This window comes from Mesorhizobium sp. DCY119, from assembly GCF_003590645.1.
In the GTDB taxonomy this organism is placed as follows: Bacteria; Pseudomonadota; Alphaproteobacteria; order Rhizobiales; family Rhizobiaceae; genus Mesorhizobium_M.
Genome location: NZ_CP031834.1, coordinates 1,764,897 through 1,784,530 on the forward strand (window position 1 = coordinate 1,764,897; position 19,634 = coordinate 1,784,530).

Annotated in this window: 22 protein-coding genes; 9 read left to right on the top strand and 13 right to left on the bottom strand. The window is 62.8% G+C overall.

Going from position 1 to position 19,634, the window contains the following annotated elements:
- Positions 1-128: 128 nt before the first annotated feature.
- The 3 genes from DZG07_RS08565 to DZG07_RS08575 are packed head-to-tail and all read left to right on the top strand — an operon-like array spanning position 129 to position 1,745.
- Positions 129-548 (top strand): MerR family transcriptional regulator, encoded by a 420-nt coding sequence (locus DZG07_RS08565; protein WP_091913279.1) that lies wholly within the window; start codon positions 129-131, stop codon positions 546-548.
- A complete protein-coding gene (locus DZG07_RS08570; protein WP_119815981.1) occupies positions 493-912 on the top strand; it encodes a carboxymuconolactone decarboxylase family protein in 420 nt (139 codons plus the stop codon). The genes DZG07_RS08565 and DZG07_RS08570 overlap by 56 nt, the downstream gene beginning before the upstream one ends.
- A gap of 5 nt (positions 913-917) precedes the next feature.
- Positions 918-1,745, top strand: coding sequence for a hypothetical protein (locus DZG07_RS08575; protein WP_205557150.1), 828 nt, complete (start codon positions 918-920; stop codon positions 1,743-1,745).
- An 87-nt stretch (positions 1,746-1,832) separates the two neighbouring features.
- On the opposite strand, the gene DZG07_RS08580 is transcribed toward DZG07_RS08575, so the two are convergent.
- Positions 1,833-3,050 carry a mandelate racemase/muconate lactonizing enzyme family protein gene (locus DZG07_RS08580; RefSeq protein ID WP_091913275.1) on the bottom strand — a complete coding sequence of 406 codons (1,218 nt, stop codon included), beginning with the start codon at positions 3,048-3,050 and terminating at the stop codon, positions 1,833-1,835.
- Positions 3,047-4,663 carry a GMC family oxidoreductase N-terminal domain-containing protein gene (locus DZG07_RS08585; protein ID WP_119815984.1) on the bottom strand — a complete coding sequence of 539 codons (1,617 nt, stop codon included), beginning with the start codon at positions 4,661-4,663 and terminating at the stop codon, positions 3,047-3,049. The genes DZG07_RS08580 and DZG07_RS08585 overlap by 4 nt, the downstream gene beginning before the upstream one ends.
- A 169-nt stretch (positions 4,664-4,832) precedes the next feature.
- Here DZG07_RS08585 and DZG07_RS08590 point away from each other — a divergent pair, with 169 nt between their 5' ends.
- Positions 4,833-5,225, top strand: coding sequence for an acyl-CoA thioesterase (locus tag DZG07_RS08590; RefSeq protein WP_091913270.1), 393 nt, complete (start codon positions 4,833-4,835; stop codon positions 5,223-5,225).
- Positions 5,226-5,454: 229 nt separating this feature from the next.
- On the opposite strand, the gene DZG07_RS08600 is transcribed toward DZG07_RS08590, so the two are convergent.
- Positions 5,455-5,850, bottom strand: coding sequence for a helix-turn-helix domain-containing protein (locus tag DZG07_RS08600; RefSeq protein ID WP_119815987.1), 396 nt, complete (start codon positions 5,848-5,850; stop codon positions 5,455-5,457).
- A gap of 88 nt (positions 5,851-5,938) precedes the next feature.
- Between DZG07_RS08600 and DZG07_RS08605 the strand changes: the two genes are divergently transcribed.
- Positions 5,939-6,544, top strand: coding sequence for an NADPH-dependent FMN reductase (locus DZG07_RS08605; RefSeq protein ID WP_119815990.1), 606 nt, complete (start codon positions 5,939-5,941; stop codon positions 6,542-6,544).
- 62 nt (positions 6,545-6,606) lie between these two features.
- On the opposite strand, the gene DZG07_RS08610 is transcribed toward DZG07_RS08605, so the two are convergent.
- The 8 genes from DZG07_RS08610 to DZG07_RS08645 all read right to left on the bottom strand — a co-directional run bounded on the left by DZG07_RS08610 (position 6,607) and on the right by DZG07_RS08645 (position 14,302).
- A complete protein-coding gene (locus DZG07_RS08610) occupies positions 6,607-8,193 on the bottom strand; it encodes an IS66 family transposase (RefSeq protein ID WP_245429633.1) in 1,587 nt (528 codons plus the stop codon).
- 96 nt (positions 8,194-8,289) lie between these two features.
- Entirely contained in the window at positions 8,290-8,637 is a 348-nt protein-coding gene (gene tnpB / locus DZG07_RS08615) for an IS66 family insertion sequence element accessory protein TnpB (protein WP_119815995.1), read from the bottom strand.
- Positions 8,634-9,020 carry a transposase gene (locus tag DZG07_RS08620; RefSeq protein ID WP_119815998.1) on the bottom strand — a complete coding sequence of 129 codons (387 nt, stop codon included), beginning with the start codon at positions 9,018-9,020 and terminating at the stop codon, positions 8,634-8,636. Before DZG07_RS08620 ends, tnpB begins: the two co-directional genes overlap by 4 nt.
- A gap of 347 nt (positions 9,021-9,367) precedes the next feature.
- Positions 9,368-10,657, bottom strand: coding sequence for a hemolysin family protein (locus DZG07_RS08625; RefSeq protein WP_091913264.1), 1,290 nt, complete (start codon positions 10,655-10,657; stop codon positions 9,368-9,370).
- A 68-nt stretch (positions 10,658-10,725) separates the two neighbouring features.
- Positions 10,726-11,433, bottom strand: a complete 708-nt coding sequence (locus tag DZG07_RS08630) for an LssY C-terminal domain-containing protein (protein WP_119816001.1) — start codon at positions 11,431-11,433, stop codon at positions 10,726-10,728.
- 102 nt (positions 11,434-11,535) lie between these two features.
- Positions 11,536-12,597: an extensin family protein gene (locus tag DZG07_RS08635; RefSeq protein ID WP_119816004.1), complete on the bottom strand. Its 1,062-nt coding sequence runs from the start codon at positions 12,595-12,597 to the stop codon at positions 11,536-11,538.
- 94 nt (positions 12,598-12,691) lie between these two features.
- Positions 12,692-13,810: an extensin family protein gene (locus tag DZG07_RS08640; protein WP_119816007.1), complete on the bottom strand. Its 1,119-nt coding sequence runs from the start codon at positions 13,808-13,810 to the stop codon at positions 12,692-12,694.
- Between the two features lie 66 nt (positions 13,811-13,876).
- On the bottom strand, positions 13,877-14,302 hold the full coding sequence (locus DZG07_RS08645; protein WP_091913255.1) for a DUF3775 domain-containing protein: 426 nt from the start codon (positions 14,300-14,302) through the stop codon (positions 13,877-13,879).
- A gap of 156 nt (positions 14,303-14,458) precedes the next feature.
- Between DZG07_RS08645 and DZG07_RS08650 the strand changes: the two genes are divergently transcribed.
- The gene (locus DZG07_RS08650) at positions 14,459-14,809 is read left to right on the top strand and encodes a DMT family protein (protein ID WP_091913254.1); all 351 of its coding nucleotides are present in this window, start codon (positions 14,459-14,461) and stop codon (positions 14,807-14,809) included.
- 7 nt (positions 14,810-14,816) lie between these two features.
- On the opposite strand, the gene DZG07_RS08655 is transcribed toward DZG07_RS08650, so the two are convergent.
- Positions 14,817-15,713 (bottom strand): DMT family transporter, encoded by an 897-nt coding sequence (locus tag DZG07_RS08655; RefSeq protein WP_119821534.1) that lies wholly within the window; start codon positions 15,711-15,713, stop codon positions 14,817-14,819.
- 65 nt (positions 15,714-15,778) lie between these two features.
- Between DZG07_RS08655 and DZG07_RS08660 the strand changes: the two genes are divergently transcribed.
- Together DZG07_RS08660 and DZG07_RS08665 are read left to right on the top strand one after the other, a co-directional pair.
- Entirely contained in the window at positions 15,779-16,855 is a 1,077-nt protein-coding gene (locus DZG07_RS08660; protein ID WP_119816010.1) for a DUF1176 domain-containing protein, read from the top strand.
- A 236-nt stretch (positions 16,856-17,091) separates the two neighbouring features.
- Complete coding sequence (locus DZG07_RS08665; RefSeq protein WP_091913248.1) at positions 17,092-17,625, top strand: tetratricopeptide repeat protein; 534 nt, start codon at positions 17,092-17,094, stop codon at positions 17,623-17,625.
- Between the two features lie 62 nt (positions 17,626-17,687).
- On the opposite strand, the gene DZG07_RS08670 is transcribed toward DZG07_RS08665, so the two are convergent.
- Entirely contained in the window at positions 17,688-18,833 is a 1,146-nt protein-coding gene (locus tag DZG07_RS08670; protein ID WP_119816013.1) for a PQQ-dependent sugar dehydrogenase, read from the bottom strand.
- 323 nt (positions 18,834-19,156) lie between these two features.
- On the opposite strand from DZG07_RS08670, the gene greA reads away from it, so the two are divergent.
- Positions 19,157-19,630, top strand: a complete 474-nt coding sequence (gene greA, locus DZG07_RS08675; protein WP_091913244.1) for a transcription elongation factor GreA — start codon at positions 19,157-19,159, stop codon at positions 19,628-19,630.
- The last annotated feature ends 4 nt before the right edge of the window (positions 19,631-19,634 follow it).

Consider the following 19,634-nt stretch of genomic DNA (forward strand, 5'->3'; position numbering starts at 1 on the left):
ATGACGACTTCTAAGCCGCTGCTTTGATGGTCACTGGCACCTGCTATTCTCTTCGAAAAAACCCTATTGACTTAGAGTGCACTCCAACCCCTAGCCTTGTGAGCGTCGTGACGAGACAGGGCAAGATCATGAAGATTGGCGAACTTGCAAAGCGGTCGGGACTGTCGGCTTACACCATCCGTTACTATGAGCGGATCGGGCTGCTTCCCTATGCCGACCGGGACCAATCGAGCCAACGTGACTACGACGCCTCGATCCTGACTTGGATCGAGTTTCTCGGTCGCCTGAAAACGACCGGGATGCCGATCCGGCAGATGCTGCAATATGCGGCTTTGCGGGAGCAGGGCGCCGATACGGACAGGCAGCGCCGCGAATTGCTGGAACAGCATCGCGAGCGCGTGCGCAATCATGTGGCTGAGCTTCAGGCCTGCCTTCTCGTCCTCGATACCAAGATCGCCGGCTATGCCGGCTCTGAAAAAAGGACGAAAACCCATGACGCAGAACAAACAGGACAGCAGATTCGAACGCGGCAAGCGGGCGCTCGCTGAAATCGACGGCGCAGGCGGCGAAAAGGTCATTGCAGCACTGGCCGATATCGCGCCCGATTTCGCGCGCTACGTGATCGAGTTTCCCTTCGGCGATATCTACTGCCGCGAGGGGCTCGGATTGCGCGAGCGCGAGATTGCGACCATCGCAGCGCTGACGGCGCTGGGCAATGCCAGCCCTCAACTCAAAGTGCATATCGAGGCCGGACTGAATGTCGGGCTGACCCGCGACGAGATCACCGAAGTGATCATACAGATGGCGGTCTATGCCGGTTTCCCGGCGGCCCTCAACGGGCTGTTCGCGGCCAAGGAGGTCTTTGCGCATCGGGGCGAAGTTGAGGCTGTCGGGCAGGAGCGTGCGGCATGAGGAGGATGATGCGCAGTATGCTTGCCGGCAGCACGCTCCTGCTCGGTTCCGCAGCCTTCGTGGGCCCGTTGGTGACGCCTTCTGCCGTGCAGGCAAGCACGGCTGCGGCCGAGAAGTTGTGGGAAGGTTTCAGCGCTCCGACCGGCATTGCCAGAGCATCGGACGGCACCGTCTATGTGTCGAACTGGAGCGGCGGCATGGTCGAGCGCATGACGCCGGATGGCTCCCGCTCGGTGCTGGTGGATGGCGTGGCTTCGCCCGCCGGCATCGCCGTCGACAGCGAGGGCAGCGTGTTCGTCTCCGCCTATTCGGGCGATCATATCATCCGGGTAGGACTGGACGGTTCAACCGCGCGCGTCGTGGAAGGGCTGGCGACACCTGCCGGCATCGCCTTTACCAAGGACGGGCGGCTGCTCGTTGCCAATCGGGCTTCCGGCGAAATCCTGTCGGTCGATCTGGCGAGCGGGGAGCGGCGCGTGGTCGCCAGCGGGCTGTCGCTGCCGGTGGGTGTGGTCGAGATGGCGGATGGCAGCATCGTCGCTTCGCAATATGGCGGGCGGGTGACGCGCGTCTTGCCGGACGGCTCGGTTTCGGAACTGGGAGAGAGCTTTTCGAGGCCGGGCGTCGGCATACTTGCCGCCGGGGCGGATGCGGTTTTCGTCATCGACAATGGTGCGAGCCTGGTGCGTCGTGTCGCCTTCGATGGTGCGTCGCAGGTTGTGGCGGACGGCCTCGAAGGCAGCGCGGTCGCGCTTGGCCGTGGCGGCGAAGGCGAACTGCTGGTCGGCACCTGGGGCTCGGGAGCCGTTTACCGGGTCAAGCTGCAGGATTAGGCGCTCGGTTTGAGAAACCGATTCAGCCGCCTCGTGAAATGATTCCGGATCGCCGGCCAAGGCCTTGATCCGGAATCGCTTTTTGCTTCACGGAAACAGCGGGTCCTGCATCATGTCGAGATGCAGGTCCTTGCCGGTCCAGGGATGGGCCTCGCAGACGGCCTCGTTGAGTTCGACGCCGAGGCCGGGTTCCTTCGACGGGATGACATTGCCGTCCTGCCACTCGATCTTCTTCTTCAAAAGCGTCTCGTGGAAGCCGTCCCACTGCTTCAGCGATTCCAGGATCAGGAAGTTGGGCAGGGTGGCGGAAAGCTGGACGTTGGCGGCGCCGACGATCGGGCCGCAATAGCAGTGCGGGGCGATCTGGATGTGATAGGCCTCGGCCATGGCCGCGATCTTCTTGGTTTCGAGGATGCCGCCGGAGCGGCCGAGATCGGGCTGCAGGATGGTGGCGGCGCGGTTTTCGATGACGCGGGCGAATTCGAATTTGGTCGTCAGCCGCTCGCCGGTGGCGATGGGGATCGAGGTGCCGCGCGCCACCTGCGCCATGACTTCGGGCATATCCGGCGGCACCGGCTCTTCGAACCACAGCGGGTCGTAAGGCTCGATGGCCTTGGCCATGCGCAGCGCGCCCGACGCGGTGAACTGGCCGTGCGTGCCGAACAATATGTCGGCGCGGTTGCCGACCGCCTCGCGGATCGCCTTGATCATGGCTGCCGAGCGCTCGATGTCGATCAGGCGCGGCTGGTGGCCGTCGAAGGCGGTGTAGGGACCGGCGGGATCGAGCTTCACCGCGTTGAAACCCTGCTCGACATAGGCGAGTGCGCATTCGGCGGCGAGACCGGGATCGTTGTAGACGTTCTTGTCCGGGTTGTCGGCTTCGGCTGGCACCGCACTTCCGGTGTGCGGGTAGAGATAGGTGTAGGAACGCAGGGTCTCGTGCACCTGGCCGCCGAGCAGCTTGTAGATCGGCTTGTTGGCCTCCTTGCCGATGATGTCCCAGCAGGCGATTTCGAGCGCCGAAAAACAGCCCATGACGGAAATGTCCGGCCGCTGCGAAAAGCCTGAGGAATAGGCGCGGCGGAAGAAGGTTTCGATGTCGTGCGGGTCGCGGCCGACGAGATAGCGCTCGGCCAGATCCTCGATCATTTTTGCGGTGACGTGCGGGCCGAAGGTGGCGTTGTAGGCCTCGCCATAGCCGACGACATTCGAGTCCGTCGTCAGCTTGACGAAGATGAAATAGCGCCCGCCGATGCCCGGCGGCGGATTGCCGACGACGAAGGTTTTAACGTCGGTGATTTTCATGGGTGGTCCTCCAGTATCATTGCAGCGCCCTTGGCGCCGGTCATGATGGAAGCGGCGTTGGTGTTGCCGCTGATGTTGTCGGGGAAGATCGAGGCGTCGACGATGCGCAGGCCGGAAAGGCCGTGCACCTTCAGGCGTGGATCGACGACCGATTGCGATGCGTCCGGCCCCATGCGGCAGGTCGAGACCGGGTGGTAGACGGTGCCGGAGCGGGCGCGGAAATCGGCGACAAGCTCTTCGTCGGTCGTGCATTTGGGGCCGGGTAGCACTTCCTCCTCGATGATCTCGCTCATTGCCGGCATGGCGGCAATCTTGCGCACGAACTTCACCGCGTCGAGCATTTCGGTGACGTCGGTGTTGGTCGAATAGGCGTTGGGCGCGATTCTGGGGTAGTCGAGCGGGTTCTTCGTGCGGATCATGATCGAGCCGCGGCTCGAGGGGCGGCAGTTTGACAGGCCGATGGAAAAGCCCGGCCAGGGGTCGGGCGTGAGGATGGGGCGCTCGCCGACCCGTGGCAGCACGGTGGAGAAGGCCTGGAAATAGAGCTGCATGTTTGGGCGGGTCTGCGCGGCATCGGTGCGGAAGAAACCGCCGCCCTGGTTCATGCTCATCGCCAGCGGGCCATTGCGCGTCAGGATATATTGCATGCCGACCAGCATCTTGCCCCACCATGGGCGAAGGATCTGGTTGAGCGTCGGCAGCCTGCCCCGAAAAGTGTAGTTGATGCCCTGATGGTCCTGGAGATTGTCGCCGACATGGTCGTTGGCGTGGACGACCGGTATGCCGAGACCTTTCAGGAGGCCGGAGGGGCCAACGCCGGAAAGCTGCAAAAGCTGCGGCGTGTTGATAGAGCCGGCGCTGAGGATCACCTCGCGGCCGGCGCGCGCGGTGAGCGTCTGGCCGCCGCGCTGATATTCGATGCCGACGGCGCGGGTTCCCTCGAACAGGATCTTGGTCGCCAGCGCATTGGTCTCGACGCGGACATTGGCGCGCTTCATCGCCGGGCGCAGGAAGGCGCGCGCTGCCGACATGCGGCGGCCATTCTTCGTGTTGATCTGATAGACGCCGACACCCTCCTGGGTCCTGCCGTTGAAATCCTGGTTCAAGGCGAGGCCGGCCTGCTCGCCGGCTTTCAGGAAGCGGTGGGTGAGGGGGTGGACGCGGGTGCGATTGTCGGTGACGTGGACCGGGCCGCCGCGTCCGCGCCATTCATCTGCGCCAGCCTCGTTGTCCTCGATCGCCCTGAAGATCGGCAAGAGATCGTCGAAGCCCCAGCCGGGATTTCCGGCGGCGGCCCAGGCGTCGTAATCCTCGCGCTGGCCCCTGATCCAGACCATGGCGTTGATGGAGCTGGAGCCGCCGAGCAGCTTGCCGCGCGGCCAGTGGTCGGCATTGCCGGCGAGGCCGGGATCGGCCTCGGTCTTGTAGTTCCAGTTCACTGCCGGGTCGAAAAACGTCTTGCCGTAGCCGAGCGGCATCTGCACGAAGAAGCGGCGGTCGGTGCCGCCGGCTTCGAGCACCAGCACGGAGAAGCGGCCATCGGCCGACAATCGCTCGGCGACCACGCAGCCCGCTGAGCCTGAGCCGACGACAATGAAATCATAGGTTTGCATGTGAAACGAAAGGCCGCCCGTGAACTGGCTCAGATATTGATTCAGCCTAGCGTTCGGCGAGGGGCTTCGACACCCCGGCATCCGGCATGGCTTGTGAAAAAAGCGACCGGTGCTTGCTGTAGTTTGTGTTAGCTGCCATCGATGGGGCGGGCATTTACGGAGATTCACGATGGTTCATTACGCAGACGGTCAACCCACGGGCGAGCTGACCTTGCGCACGCTGGCGATGCCGTCGGATGCCAATGCTGCCGGCGATATTTTCGGTGGCTGGGTGATGGCGCAGATGGACCTTGCCTGCGGCATACGCGCCGCCGAGCGCGCCAAGGGGCGCGTGGTGACGGCGGCGGTGAAGGAAATGTCCTTCGCCAAGCCGATGAAGATCGGCGACACGCTGTGCATCTACACCCATGTCAACCGCGTCGGGCGCACGTCGATGACGCTGAAGGTCGAAGCCTGGGCGCAGCGCTATCTGCAGGATCTGATGGAGAAGGTGACCGACGCCGATTTCATCATGGTGGCGCTGGACAAGGACGGGAAGCCGAAGCCGGTGCCAGCTGAGTGAGTAGGGAATAGTGAATAGTGAATAGTGAATAGCGAATTGCCTTGCCGATAGAGCGAAGCAGTTCAAACTCACTACTCACTACTCACTACTCACTACTCACTACTCACTACTCACTACTCACTACTCACTACTCACTACTCACTACTCACTACTCACTACTCACTACTCACTACTCACTACTCACTACTCACTACTCACTACTCACTACTCACTACTCACTACTCACTACTCACGCAGCCTTCTTCCCCTTCGCCCGTTCCGGGCAGGCGGCGTCGAATTTCGCGCGTGCTGCGTTGACGCGCGCAGTGTTCAGCCGCGCCCATTCGCCCAGCGCGTTGACGGGTACGAGCAGTTCGTGGCCGAGTTCGGTCAGTTCATAATCGACACGCGGCGGGATGGTCGGGAACATGGTTCGGGTGACGAAGCCGTCGCGCTCCAGCCCGCGCAGGGTCGTCGTCAGCATCTTTTGCGAGATGCCGCCGATGATGTGGCGCAGTTCGTTGAAGCGCATCGGCCCGTCGCCGAGCCTGCTCACGACAAGAACGGTCCATTTGTCGCCGATGCGCTGCAGGATATCGCTGACGGCGCGGCAGTCTTCGGTGTGATGCAGGTGCCTAGGTTTCAAAAAAGTGCCTCCTTGTGCACTGAATGATCAGTCACCAATATAGTGCGGGTATCCAATGGATACCAAGTGTTTCATAGGGAAAACTATCATGTCCAAGCCGAAAATAGGAATCATTATCGGTTCGACGCGAGCTGTCCGCTTCGCCGACGTTCCGACCGAGTGGTTCGCCAAGATCGCCAAGGCCCGCACCGACATCGACGTCGAAGTCATCGACCTGCGCGATTTTCCACTGCCCTTCTTCGAAGAAGTGGCCTCGTCCGCCTGGGTGCCGTCGCAGAATGAAGTCGCGCAGCGCTGGCAGAAGAAGATCGCCAGCCTCGACGGCTTCATCTTCACGGCTGCGGAATACAACCACGGCCCGACGGCCGTGCTGAAGAACGCGCTCGACTATGCCGCGACCGAGTGGAACAAGAAGCCTGCCGGCTTCGTCGGCTATGGCGGCGTCGGTGGCGCGCGTGCGGTCGAACAGCTCCGGCTCCACGCCGTCGAGCTGCAGATGGCGCCGACCAAGGCGGCCGTTCACATCGTCTGGGCCGATTTCCTTGCGGTGAAGCAGGGCGAAAAGAAGCTCGAGGATCTCGAGCACCTCAACCAGGCTGCCCATGGTTTGATCGAAGAGACGGTGTGGTGGGCCAAGGTGCTGAAGGCTGCGCGCCTGGCCGATGCCGAGGCTGCTGAATCGGAAGCGGCGTAAAATACTCCTCCCAAGGATGAAAAGAGGGTGGCGGAAAGTAACCATCCGGTCAGGGCCGCAGGTTAGGCAGCTTGACCTCGTAAGGACTTCGAGGGCTGCCAATTCCACGGAAGCAATTGCTCCAGCTTGGTGATCGGCGTGTTGGCGATACGAGCGAGAACGTCGGCAAGCCAGGCCTGCGGATCGACGTCGTTAAGCTTGGCACTGGTGATCAAGGTCGCCATGAAGGCGGCGCGATCAGCACCACGATCGGAGCCGGCAAATAGCCACGACTTCCGTCCGAGAGCAAAGCCGCGCAGCGCCCGTTCGGCGGCATTGTTGGTGAGACAAACCCGGCCATCACAGAGGAAAGATGTGAACCCGTCCCAGCGCTTCAGCATGTAGTCGATTGGCTCGGCGACCGGAGAGCTGCGTGACAGTTTTGCCCGCTCGGTCCGCATCCAGTCTTCAAGCTCGCCGACGAGAGAGCGGCTCTCCTGCTGGCGTCGTTGCAGCCTTTCATCTGCAGGCAGACCATTGATGTCACGCTCGATGTCGAAGAGGGCATCGATACGCTTCACGGCCTCGAGCGCAATCGGCGAGATCGGCGCGGCATTCTTTCCGCGCTTGGCGTTGGCGGCGATGTCAGCCAGCACAAAGAACTTGCGACGCGAATGCGCCCAGCACAGCGCCTGTGTCAGCGGACCAGGATCGCGATCCACTTTGAACAGCGGGTTATAGCCGCCATAGGCATCGGCCTGCAGAATGCCGATGAAGGTCTTCAGATGCCGCTCGGGATGCTCCTGTCGCCGATCGCGCGAGGCATAGTAAAGCGCCGCGGGCGGGGACGTTGCGCCGAACGGCCGGTCATCCCTGACATAGGTCCAGATGCGGCCGGTATCTGTCTTGCCTTTCGCCAGGATCGGCACGGTCGTGTCGTCACCATGCAGGCGCTCGGCGGCGAGCACATGCGCCTCGATCAGCGCATGCACAGGCTTCAGCGCCGCAGAACAGGCTCCGACCTGGTCGGCCAATGTCGAGAGGCTGAGGTCGATACCCTCGCGGGCATAACGCTCGCTCTGCCGGTTCAGCGGTTGATGCTGACCGAACTTCTCAAAGAGGATCATGGCGAGCAGGTTTGGCCCGGCAAAGCCGCGCGGCGTCACGTGGAAAGGCGCTGGCGGTTGGGCGATCTTCTCGCATTCCCGGCACGAGAACTTCTCACGCACCGTCTGGATGACCTTCCATTGACGCGGGATCACTTCCAGTGTCTCGGTGATGTCCTCGCCAAGCTTTGCCAGCTTGGCCGAGCCGCAGCACGGGCAGTTCAAGGGCGGCGCAACGACCACACGCTCACGCGGCAGGTGTTCGGGAAACGGCTTCTTCGATGGACGCTTGCGCTCGAAGGCTTTGACCGTCGATGACCCTGCCGCCATCTCTGCCGCCAGTTCGTCCTGGCTGGCATCGGCTTCCAGCTCCTCGAGCTGCAACTCCATCTGCTCGAGAAGACGCGCCTTGCGCTCCGATCTGCTGCCGTGGATGTCGCGCTTGAGCTTCTCGATCTCAAGGCGCAACCGGGCGATAAGCGCATCCGAGTGCGCGTTCACAGCCTGTGCGCGCGCTGCAATGGCCTCCGCTTCACGGCGTGCCGCGCGCTCGGCGAGGATCATCGCATGCGCGCTGGCAAGGTCGTCCGGGAGCTGATCGGCCACACAGGTCATGACCAGACGGAATCATATTCGGCCCCGCCTTTCCAGCCATTTCCGCTATCCAGCGGAACTCGGATGCCAGGTTTTTTGCGGCATTCTCCAGTCGATCCCTTCGAGCAGATAACCGAGCTGCGCAGAGGTGATCACCACCGTGCCGTCGGCCGCAGAAGGCCAGACAAAACGTCCGCGCTCCAGCTTCTTGGTGAACAGGCAAGCACCCTGGCCGTCGTGCCAGATCACCTTGATCAGGCCACCGCTCCGGCCTCGGAAGACAAAGAGGTGGCCACTCATCGGATCGCGCTTCAACGTCTCCTGCACCATCAGCGACAGTCCCGGAAAGCCCCTGCGCATGTCCGTGTGTCCGGTCGCCAGCCAGACCTTCACACCGCTCGGAACAGGGATCATCGCCGCTCCAGAACATCGAGGATCCGGCCGAGCGCCTCGATGTCGACGTCACTCTCGACCCGCAGGCGACGGCCGCCGCCAAGCTCGATCGTCACCATACTTGCCTTCCTGCGCGGACGGGAGACCGGTGGCGGTTCCGCCGACGCTGGCAGCGCCTCGGCGACCTCCACCGGAACAAGCTGCGGGACCAACGGTGCAGAGATCTGGCAAAGTTCCTTGCGCCACCGGAAAAGCTGGCTCACATGAATACCGGCCGACCGCGCCACGTCCGAAATGCTGGCCTCAGGCTCGAAGGTCGCCGCGACCAGCCGCTCCTTATCCTCTCGAGACCAGCGCCGACGCCGTTCAACCGACGTGATGAACTCAATCTGATGCTTCGTCATAGGACTACTCCTAGTGCTTGCACTAGGACTTCCGATGTTCGCCCTCAGCTCACAAGACGGCCATCACCGTGGGGATACGGCGGAAACGCCGCCCCTTTGTTTGCCAGGCAACGCTAATTGGTTAACGTCGCGCTGCCCCTCACCCTTACCCTCTCCCCGTGAAAAACGGGGAGAGGGGGTCGCCAGCGTTGTGGCCAGCCTCCTTCTCCCCGTCACTATACGGGGAGAAGGTCGCGGCAGCGGGATGAGGGGCAGCACTGACCAATCAGAACACGATCCGATTCTGATTCAAACGCCCTCCGCAAGCCATTGTTCTTGCGGTCAAAAACGCTTCCCGCAGATCGCCGCTACGCCGGCAGCTTCGAGGCGATGACCTTGTCGATGCGGCGGCCGTCGAGGTCGACGACTTCGAAGCGCCAGCCCTGCGCGTCGACGCTTTCGCCGGTGGCGGGCAGGTGGTGCATGTGCGACAGCACGTAGCCGGCGACGGTTTCGTAGTCGCGGTTTTCCGGCAGGTCGATGCCGAGCTGGTCGGCCATCTCGTCGGCCTGCATGTAGCCGGCCAGCAGCCACGAGCCGTCCTCGCGCTGGACCGCTCCTTCCGATTCGTCCTCGTCGAGATCGGCGCGGAAGACGCCGGTGATCGCTTCGAGAATGTCGGCCGGCGTGACGATGCCTTCGAAATGGCCGTATTCGTCATGCACCAGCGCCATCGGCACATCGGATTGTTTCAGCGTGGTCAAGACGTCGAGTGCGTCGGCCTGGTCGTGGACGATGGGGGCGGCGCGAACGTGCTTGCGCGCGTCGAAGGCGCGGCCGGCCAGAAGGGTCGCCAGGATTTCGCGCGTCTGCACGACGCCGACCATGGCGTCAACCGAGCCCTCGCCGGCAGGCAGGCGCGAATGCTGTGTTTCCATCAGCAGTTTCTTGAGCGTTGTCTCGTCGGAATTGAGATTGAGCCAGTCGACCTCGGTGCGCGGGGTCATGACCGCGCGCACGGCGCGGTCGCCGAGCCGCATCACGCCGGCGATCATGCGGCGCTCGTCGGATTCGATGGTGCCGTGATGCTCGGCCTCGGCCACCAGCATCTTGATTTCCTCGTCGGTGACCTTTTCCTCGCTCTCGCCACGCTGGCCGAGCAGCCAAAGCACCGAGCGGCCGGAAATGTCGAGCAGCCAGACCAGCGGTGCGCCGACGACGGCAATTACGCGCATCAGCGGTGCGACCCTGACAGCAACGCCTTCGGGATTGCGCAGTGCGATCTGCTTGGGCACGAGCTCGCCGATGATCAGCGAGCCATAGGTGATGATGGCGACGACAAGGCCGACGCCGAGTGCGTCGGCAATGCCGTCCGGCACGCCGTTGGCCGCCAGCACCTGGGTCAGGCGCTGGCCAAGCGTGGCGCCCGAAAATGCGCCGGAGGCAACGCCGACCAGCGTGATGCCGATCTGCACCGACGACAGGAATTTGCCGGGATTGGAACCGAGTTCAAGCGCGCGCCCCGCACCCTTGACGTTGCGGTCGATCATGGCTTTCAGCCGTGCCGGCCGGGACGAAACGATCGCCAGCTCCGACATGGCCAGAAGGCCGTTCACGCAGATGAGGACGACGACGATAGCGACTTCGATGTATAGCATTGATGCTCAATAGCATTGAGGCGGGGCGCTAGAAAATAGGGTGTGGCACTTTTCAGCGCGCTATTGTTTCAGGGTTTTCGGTTCAGATCGCAAATTGTGGCCATGCCGTCGGTAAAATAGCGGTCGCCGCCGCCGTTGCGGCCGGTCTGGGTCGCGCCTACTCCATCGGCGCTGTGGCAGGCCTCGATCGCGCCGGCAGCCTTGAGGTCGGAGATGAGCAGATCACGCTCGGCGTCGATGTCGGGGCCGATATGATGGGTGATCTGGCCGGTGTCATGGCTGAGGCCGACATCGCGGTCGAAACTGGCCGATCCCAGCCAGAGCGGGCGATCGTCGCCGTCGGGCGGCGGGATCATCCAGAGGCGGACATGGTGGCGTTGATCGGCGCTTGCGCCCACCGATTTCTCGAAAACCACATCCTGCCTGCGCCCGTCGAACAGCAGCGTGCTGACCGGAGCGTCGGCATAGGGGCGGTCGAAGAGGACGCTTTCGCCGATCTCGAGGCTGGAACGCCAGGTTATCGCGTCGGCCGGGTTCCACCCGGCTGCCGCGAAGGCGCGCATGAGATCGGCCTTGGAGCCGACGAGCCCGACATTGATCGGATCGCCCGGAATGCCTTGCGGGGTGGTCGTCACCATCGCCTCGGGGAGCTTGCGGCTGTCGTGCTCCCTGACCGTCCAGAATTCGGGTGCGGCCATATAGGCGACGAGGCCATAGGCCAGCGCCAGCGTGACAAGATAGTTGGCGACACGCCGGGGCAATCTGTGTCGTGACATGCGGCAGGCACCGGGCTGTGACGCAGCCGCGCTGCGTCAACGTTTGCATTCACTCAGAGATTATGCCCGGCGCTGGAATTGGCAAGAATGGGCCTTTTGCACTCACCGGCAGGCGACGTAGCCGTTCCTGCGCGGCTTGATGTCGAAATGGAAATGGTTGCGGTGATCGTAGTTGTAGCCGGGGCCGAGCACGGTGGTGAAGTAATCGCAGCCGTCGGCGCGCACGGTGTTGAGAAAACCCTTTTCGCGGAAGGCGAACCAGCCGGGCTTGCGCACGTCGATATCCTTGCCGTTGCTGAGTTCGATGCGCATCACGTCGAGCGCATTGCCTTTGGAATGTTCTGATGCCGTCCGGGTGCCGGCGATGCGGCGGCAGGAATAGCTCGATCCCTGATGGATCGTCTTCACGCCCGACCAGTAGCGCATGCGGGCGGACGGCACGAGCTCCTTGCGGGTCCAGCGCGAGAAGGTCGCGGCCATGCTGCAGCTCAGCGTCGCCGCCGGCTTCATCTGGACGCTGCCGATGGCGGAAACTTTTACCGGGAAATCGATGCCGCAGCTGCCTTCGTGGATGGGAGCGAGGTTCTGGAAGGTGACGCCGAGGCGCTTGAGGTCGTTGCGGCAGGCGACTTCGTCGGCGGGCATGACGGTCGACCGCGCCGCCGGCGGGTCCATGCGCGGATAGCCGACCATCATCGGATTGGAAGGCACCAACGTCTGCAGGCCTCTCGGCTTGACCGAGGCGGGCGGAATGACGGCGGCGATTTGCGGCTGTACCTGCTCGGGTTCGATGGAAGGCTGGATGGTGGCCGCGGCCGGCTCATCGACTTCCGAATCCATCGTGGCTTCCGCGGGTTCGGGCTCGATCGGCGTATCAGCCGCCCCGAACGACGGCTCGACTGGTGCGATTGCCGGTGCAAGGTTTGGCTCGACCGGCTCCAGCATCGGCTCGACAGGGGCGAGGGCAGGGGCAGATGGCCTGACCCGTGGCGCGACAGCGGCGGTCTGCGTGCCGACATCGACTTCCGGCCGCATCGACATCAGGCTGTCGGTGGTGCAGGACGCGACCATCGCCACGAGCAGCACCGCGCCGCCGGTAGTCGCCAAGCGCGCGCTGCCGAACCGCCGCGCCCACGCCAGCGCGGAAGGAGTTTTTTGGGCCATGACCGGTTCCCTGTCCCTTGAATTTCAAGGATAGCGGCCGAGGGTAAAGGAAAGGTCAGCGGTCAAATTTACGCTTGTGACTTGAATGAGGCAGTCACTGGCAAAACGTGCCGCCGTGCTTGCGCGGGGCGAGGTCGAAGTGGAAATGCAGCGAATGGTCGGCGTCGCTGCCGGGGCCGAGCACGGTCTTGAACGGGCCACAGGCGGCCTTGCGGATTTCGGCAAGGAATTTTGCCGCCTTCTCGTCGGGTGCTGGTTCGACGTCGATCTTCGTGTCTTTTGAAAGCGTGAACTGGGCGATGTCGAGCGCGTTGCCGAAGGCGTGCTCCGACAGTTTCTTGGTGCCATTGCGCGGGCGGCAGACATAGGCGGAGGCTTGCGAGATGGATTTCAGCTCCTCGCCATAGGCGGCCTTGGCGGCGGGAGAGATGACATCCTTGGCGAATCTGGCCGAGGCCTCCGCAAGGGTGCAGTTCATCAGCGCGTCGGGTGCGAGCTCGATCGTCTTGCCGAGCGATTTGACGGTGATCGGCCAGGGCATGGCGCAGCCGGCGGGGTCGCTCTCCGGCTTGTGTTCCTCGAACTCGACGCCGAGATCTTTGATACGCGCGCGGCAGGCCAGTTCTTCCGCCGGCATGGTGTCGGCGCGCGGTTCGTTTGAACGCGGATCGGGTAGGTATTTCGGTTCGGATTTTTCCTCAGGTTCGGGCGGGTTCTCGCCGGGCTTGGCCTTTTCCTCCGGCGTGGTTGGTTTTTCGCCTGGTTTGGCCTCGTCCGGCTTGGGGGCTTCGGCGGGTGGAAGCGGCTTCTGGTCTTTGGAAACCTCGTCCGGTTCCTTCGGATTTTCTGTCGGGACTGGGGCCGTCGCCGGGATTTCCTGCTTTTCGGACTCGCCCTTGTCAGCAGGCGTCTTTTCGTCCGGCTGTTCGGGGTTCTCGGTCGGCAAGGGTGCGGTTGCCGGGGCCGTTACCGGCTCGGTCTTCTTGTCTGCGTCGGGCTCGGCGTCGCCCTTCTTGTGAGGGCGTGGTTCCGGCACGGGCGTGTCGCCAAGTTTTTGCGGCGGGATGTTGCCAGCCGGTGGCTCGTGCACCTTGGGCACCGGCACTTCCTGCGGCAGCGCAGGCGGCTTGTTGTCGGCGGCGGTGATGAAAAGCAGCGATACCGCCAGCAAGGGCAGGATTTTCAGGAAATTACCGCGCGGTGAAACCTTCATCGCGGTGGCAACGGCAATGGCGGGTTATTGGTTGCGCGCCAGCGATCACTCTGCGTGACAGGGCCGTTACGCGCCGACGGCCTCCAGGCCTTCCTCAAGCCAGTCGCCGAGCATCGGCATGCCGAGCAGATATTTGGCGGTGCGCTTGTTGCCGCGCTGGCGCGCTTCGGCAAGCGCCTCGGCCCATTCCGATGCGTCGTAGTCGCCGCGGCCTATCCACATCAGCGCGATCAGTTCGGCGGCTTCGTCGACATTGAGGTCGTTGATCAGCTCCGAGAGTTCCTCGGCCATCAGGTTGTCGGCCTTTTCCTCGGCCAGCCCATCATGGTGGTGGTTGTCGCGGGTGTCCCCGTCCAGCTCGACCTCGTGCTCGTTGCCGTCGGCATAGTCGTCCTTGATGGCCGCACTGATGGCGTTGGCCTTTTCAATGAAAAGGCGCACGGTGTCGGGACCGATCGTCAGTTCCCATTCTTTGTCCAGCCGTTGCTGCACAGGAACTACCTCCTTGCCGGATGATACCTGATTTGCGGGCTACGTCACGCCCCCGCCGTTTTTGAGGGATTTGAAGGCTTTCGCCGCCGTCGGCCGGACATTGACAGCGGCTCGGTTCCCATTGAAATGGCTCCTCCCTCGAACACGGTTTCTCCCATGGCATCCCTGCTGTCGCCCAAGATCCTGCCGATCCTGATGCTCGTCGCCTCGAATGTCTTCATGACCTTCGCCTGGTACGGGCACCTGAAGTACAAGACTTCGCCGATCTACATCGCGGTGATCGCCAGCTGGATGATCGCCTTCTTCGAATACTGGTTCGCAGTGCCGGCCAACCGCATCGGCAGCGCGGTCTATTCGGCGGCCGAGCTGAAGACCATCCAGGAGGTGGTGACGCTGACGGTGTTCGCCGTGTTCTCGGTGTTTTACCTGAAGGAAGCGCTGACCATAAACCACGTCATCGGCTTCGCGCTGATTGCGGGAGGCGCGGCGTTCATTTTTAAAGGATGAGCAGCCCTCAGGCGGTTCCGGCTGGTGCCCGTTTTGCAAACAGCGGCGGCAGAACCTCGACGGCGAGGATCGCGATGAAGATCAGGCCGCAGCCTAGAAGACCGGTGGCGGGCAGGCGCTCGCCCAGGAACAGGGCGCCGAACAGCCCGGCAAAAACTGCTTCCGACGACAGGAAGATGGCGGCCTGCGAGGCCGTCGTGTAGCGCTGGCCGATGATCTGGAGCGTGAAGGCGAGGCCGCCGGAAAAGATGCCGGCATAGAGGATTTCAGGCAAAGCAAGGCGTATCGCCTGCCATTCGATAGGCTCCATGACCAGCGCGATCGTCAGGCCGAGGACGGCAACGACGGCGGATTGCGTGACAGCCAGCGTGAGCGGCCGGCCGGTGGGGGCAGCCGCGCGGCCGATGAAGATGAGCTGGAGCGCGCAGAAGCCGGCAGCAAGCACGGTCAGCCAGTCGCCGGTGTTGAACGCGGTCGCGCCACCGCCCGACAGGAACCAGATGCCCGCCATGGCCGTAATCGCCGCTGGCCAGACGATCGGGTGCGGCCAGTTGCGGAACAGGATGACCGCGAACAGTGGCGTTATCACCACGTAGAGCCCGGTGAGGAAGCCGGAATTGGTGACGGTGGTGTGGAGCAGCCCGATCTGCTGGAAGACGATGGCGCCGAAAAGCATCAGGCCGATCCAGACGAAGGAAAGCCAGTTGCGCGTGGTCAGCGGGCTTGTCGCGCGGCCGGATTCGCGTAGCGCGAAGGGCAGGATCGCCAGCGCCGCCATCGTGAAGCGCAGGCCGGTGAACAGGAACGGCCCGATCGCCTCCATCGCCGTCGACTGGGCGACAAAGCCCATGCCCCAGATGGCACCGGCAAGCAGCAGAAGGAGATTGGCCTGAATTCTTGTCATTTCGCGCATTTACAGAAGGCTGGAGAATATCGCCAGCGTGTCTTAGCATCGCCGGGCGCGGCCGCATGAGCCACGCGGGGGACAATGGGGGGTTCAGCGTGCGGCTGATTTCGATAGTGACGGTTCTGTTTTTCTGCGGGCTTTCGGCTGCGAGCGCCGATGCCTACAAGGAGTTCAAGGATTTTAACGTATCCTGTTCGGTGGCCATGACCTGCACGATCCAGACGCTGGCCAAGACGCCAAAGCAGCCGCCGGTCAACGCGTTTTCGCTACTGCGCAAGGCGGGACCGGACACGCCGCTCGATATTCTTGTCGCGGCGCAGGATGAATTGAGCGCCGGGTCGGACATCCGCTTGTCGGTGGACGGCAAGCAGGTGCTGATCTTGCCCGTCGCCAAGGGCGTTCGCGATGAGAACACGGAATACACATTTGCGGGCGGTGCGGATTCGCTGAAACTGCTGGAGGCCCTGCGCAACGCAAGCAAGCTCGAAATCGCCTACACGGCCAAGGGTGGGCCCGGCACATCATCCTTCTCGCTATCGGGGCTGGTTGCCGCACTGATTTTCACCGACGAGGTGCAGGGCCGGCTGAAAGCCAGGGACGCGCTGCAGGTGAAGGGCGACGGCACCAGCCCGGCGGCTGCCGTGCGGGAGATCGCCACTGTTGCCGATATTCCCGAGGCGATCCGCGATGAGTTCAAAGGGCCGGATGGCACCTGCAGTTTCTCGGACGATGACGGTTTCGACAATATCGGCGGCTTCGATGCCGATGTCGGCGACGACGCGCATTTTCTGGCGCTGCCCTGCGGCGACGGCGGTGCCTACAACCAGCCCTATGCCTTTTTCGCCAGCCAGTCCGGCAGCATCGACCAGATGGCTCTGCCGGATATGGCGCCCGACGGCCCGACGACGACGTCGCAGGCCTGGAACATCGACTGGGACCAGCAGAAGCGCATCCTGACAGCCTTCTTCAAGGGGCGCGGCCTTGGCGATTGCGGCGGTTGGAACAAGTGGCGGCTGGACAATGGCGGGGAGGGCCTTGTCTTCGCTCTCCTCGAAGCGCGCTCGAAGGACGACTGCGACGGCAATTACGACAACGGCCCGGAAAACTGGCCGGCGACGTGGCCGGTGGGCAAGAAGTGAGCGCCGGCGGGAGGCAAAAAAAAGCCCGTCCCGGTGGTAACCGGTGCGGGCAATGAAGCCTGGGAGGCCTAGGCTGCTAACGTAGGGGCATTGCGGCGCGCCGAATATGAACTGCTTCACACGGCTCGCGGAAAACGCCGCCAGACCAGCGGGAAAGCTCTACCGCATATTGTCGGGATGAAAGCGGGCGCGCGATGCGTTAGTATGGAAATGGGAGCATTTCAGGAGGACTTTCCATGCAAACCCGGATTGCCATCTATGCCGCTTCGCTGATCGTTGCAGTTCCGCTTTTTGCCGTGCCAGTGTTCGCCGCGGGCGGCGAGGCGCCGACGGTTCCGACCTGCGCGAAGGGGCAGGTCTACGATCAGGCGAAGAAAAAATGCGTCAAGCAGAAGGCCGGCTATACCGACGACAACAGCCTCTACCTGACCGGACGCCAGCTTGCCCTGGCCGGCCGTTATGGCGAGGCGATCAGCGTGCTGAGTCTGGCCGCAAACAAATCTGACCCGCGCATCCTGAACTATCTCGGCTATTCGCACCGGAAGATGGGCCGCGTGACTGTCGGACTCGGCTATTACCAGGAAGCGCTGAAGGCCGATCCGAACTACACGCTGGTACGCGAATATCTCGGCGAGGCGCATCTGCAGCTCGGCGATGTAGCATCGGCCCGCCAGCAGCTTTCGGAAATCGAAAAGCGCTGCGGCAAGGGCTGCGAGGAATATGCCGAACTGTCCAAGCAGATCGACGCCTTCGAGAAGACGAAGTCCTGATTTTTCAGGATTGGGAATTCAGTGAAGAGCCCGGCCGTCATGCGACCGGGCTTTTTTGTCATCTAGCCGGCGGATAGCCGGATGATCGCGCCGTCGCTTTCGTCGGTCAGCAGCCAGACCGAGCCGTCGGGCGCAACATTGACGTCGCGGATGCGGCCGAACTCAGCTTCGAACATGCGTTCTTCGCCGGTGATCTTGCCGGCATCGTCGCGCTCAAGCCGCGACAACTGGCCGAATTTCAACGAGCCGACGAGCAGGTCGCCTTTCCATTCAGGAAACATGTCGCCCTGATAGCTGGCGAGGCCGGATGGTGCGATGGAAGGGTCCCAATAGAATTGCGGCTGCTCGAAGCCGGGGGCTTCGGTGCCGGTGCCGATCTTTGCGCCGGAGTAATCGACGCCATAGGTGATGACCGGCCAGCCATAGTTCTTGCCGGCTTGCGGATAGTTGATCTCGTCGCCGCCTTTTGCGCCGTGCTCGACGGTGACCAGCGCATTTATGACCGGATCGAAGGTCGCGCCCTGCAGATTGCGGTGGCCCTTCGACCAAAGGATGGGAAGGCCTTTCGCACCGTTGGCATCGGGATTGTCCGCAGGGACAGACCCGTCGGCGTTGATGCGAATCACGGCGCCAGCGCTGTCCTGCATGTCCTGCGCCCTGTCGCCCTGGCCGCGGTCGCCCGTGGTGATGAACAGGGTGCCGTCAGGCCGGAAGACCAGCCGCGAGCCGAAATGGTGCGACGTGCCGGTCTTCTTCGCCATGGAGAAGATGGTGGTGAGGTCTTCGAGCTTTGCGCTTGCGCCGTCGCGGACGAGTTTCGCGCGCGCAACCGCCGTGCCCTGGCCGCCTTCGCCGGGTTCGGAGAATGAGAAGAAGATCAGGTTGTCGGTGGCGAAGTCGGGCGATAGCGCGACATCGAGCAGGCCGCCCTGTCCGCTTGCCGCCACCTGCGGCACTCCGGCTACAGGCTCGGACAGCTTGCCGTCTGCGATGATGCGCATGCGGCCGTCGCGCTCGGTCACGATTGCCCCGCCATCGGGCAGGAAAGCGAGACCCCATGGATTTTCGAGGCCATCCACGACGGTTTCGGCCAGGATTTTGGCCTTTTGCGTTTCGAATGTCTGCTGGGCGAGGGCCGGAGTGATGGATGATCCTGCAAGGAGGCCAAGCAGGACGGCGGAGCTGGCAAGGGTTTTTGTCGGGCTCATGCTACCCAAGGTAGGGGAAGACGAATGCGAGGCAAGGCGTGCCGACGCGGCGTCGGGTAAACATTGCAGCTTGGCGATCACAAGCCGGTGAGTTCCGCGTGAGGTGCCGGTGCCCGGAGAACCGCGAAAGGAGCGCCTGCCGGCACAAGAATTTTGCCGGGTTCTTTTTTTGACGTGAAAAACGCGAGAAGATCGCTATATTAAATGGAACTGTATGGACGGTTCCTGTGGCCAAGGCTGCCGGACCGTTTTCTTTTTGTGCTCGCCCGCATGTTTTCAGGGATGGATTGGATGGCGAGTGAATTGAGGAAAGGCCGATTGAAATGAACAAGGTCCCGATGACCGCCGCCGGATTCGCAACGCTGAAGGAAGAGCTGCGGTGGCGCCAACAGGACGAGCGTCCGCGCATCATCGAGGCAATCTCGGAGGCGCGCTCGCATGGCGACCTTTCGGAAAATGCGGAATATCATGCCGCCAAGGAGTCGCAGAGCCTGAATGAAGGCCGGGTCAACGAACTCGAAGACCTGATCGCGCGCGCCGAAGTCATCGATATCTCCAAGCTGTCCGGCGACAAGATCAAGTTTGGCGCCACCGTTCGGCTGGTCGACGAGGATACCGAAGAGGAAAAGACCTACCAGATCGTCGGCGACCAGGAGGCTGACGTTAAGTCTGGCCGCATCTCCATCTCCTCACCGATCGCGCGGGCGCTGATCGGCAAGGAAGTCGGCGAAACCATCGAGGTCAATGCGCCCGGCGGGCCACGTGGTTATGAGGTTGTCGCAGTCCAGTTCATCTGAGGAC